The 829-nt window shown below is 43.9% G+C and carries 1 protein-coding gene; it reads left to right on the plus strand.

Features of this window, described 5'->3' with window-relative positions; genetic code table 11:
• The coding region (locus EXE29_RS17320) for an FAD-dependent oxidoreductase (protein WP_165382517.1) at window positions 1–829 on the plus strand (829 nt) is incomplete at both ends.

Consider the following 829-nt stretch of genomic DNA (forward strand, 5'->3'; position numbering starts at 1 on the left):
TTTGGAAGAAATCATTGCCAAATTAGACACTGATTCTGATGCGAAAGAAGCTGCAAAAATCAATGAAAAAGACGCATTTGACGTTCTTGTGATTGGCGGCGGTCCTGCAGGTAATACTTCTGCAATCTATGCGGCACGTAAAGGCATTAAAACAGGTATCGTTGCTGAGCGCATGGGCGGTCAGGTGATGGATACCATGGACATCGAAAACTTCACGTCTATTCAAAAGACCCAAGGTCCTAAATTTGCCGCTGAAATGGAAGCGCACGTTCGTGAATACGGCGTAGATATCATGAATCTACAACGTGTTGCAGACATCAAAGGTGCTGAACAAACGGCGAATGGTTTGGTTGAAGTGACTTTAGAAAATGGTGCAAAACTTGAATCGAAAACTGTCATCCTGTCTACAGGTGCACGTTGGAGAGAAATGAATGTACCGGGTGAAGCAGAATACCGTACACGTGGTGTAGCGTACTGCCCACACTGTGATGGTCCATTATTCAAAGGCAAACGTGTTGCAGTAATTGGCGGCGGTAACTCAGGTGTAGAAGCAGCCATTGACCTTGCAGGTATTGTTGAGCATGTAACGCTTGTTGAGTTTGATACCAAACTACGTGCTGACCAAGTATTACAAGACAAATTGAACAGCTTACCGAACACCACTGTAATTAAGAATGCGCTTTCTACAGAAGTGGTTGGTGATGGCAAACAAGTGACTGCACTGAAATACAAAGACCGTGCAACTGATGTTGAACACACTGTTGAACTAGCAGGCATCTTCGTACAAATCGGTTTGTTGCCAAACACTGATTTCTTAAAAGAAACAGCA

Origin of the sequence: Acinetobacter sp. WCHAc060006 (genome assembly GCF_004209135.1) — a bacterium.
Classification (GTDB): domain Bacteria; phylum Pseudomonadota; class Gammaproteobacteria; order Pseudomonadales; family Moraxellaceae; genus Acinetobacter; species Acinetobacter cumulans.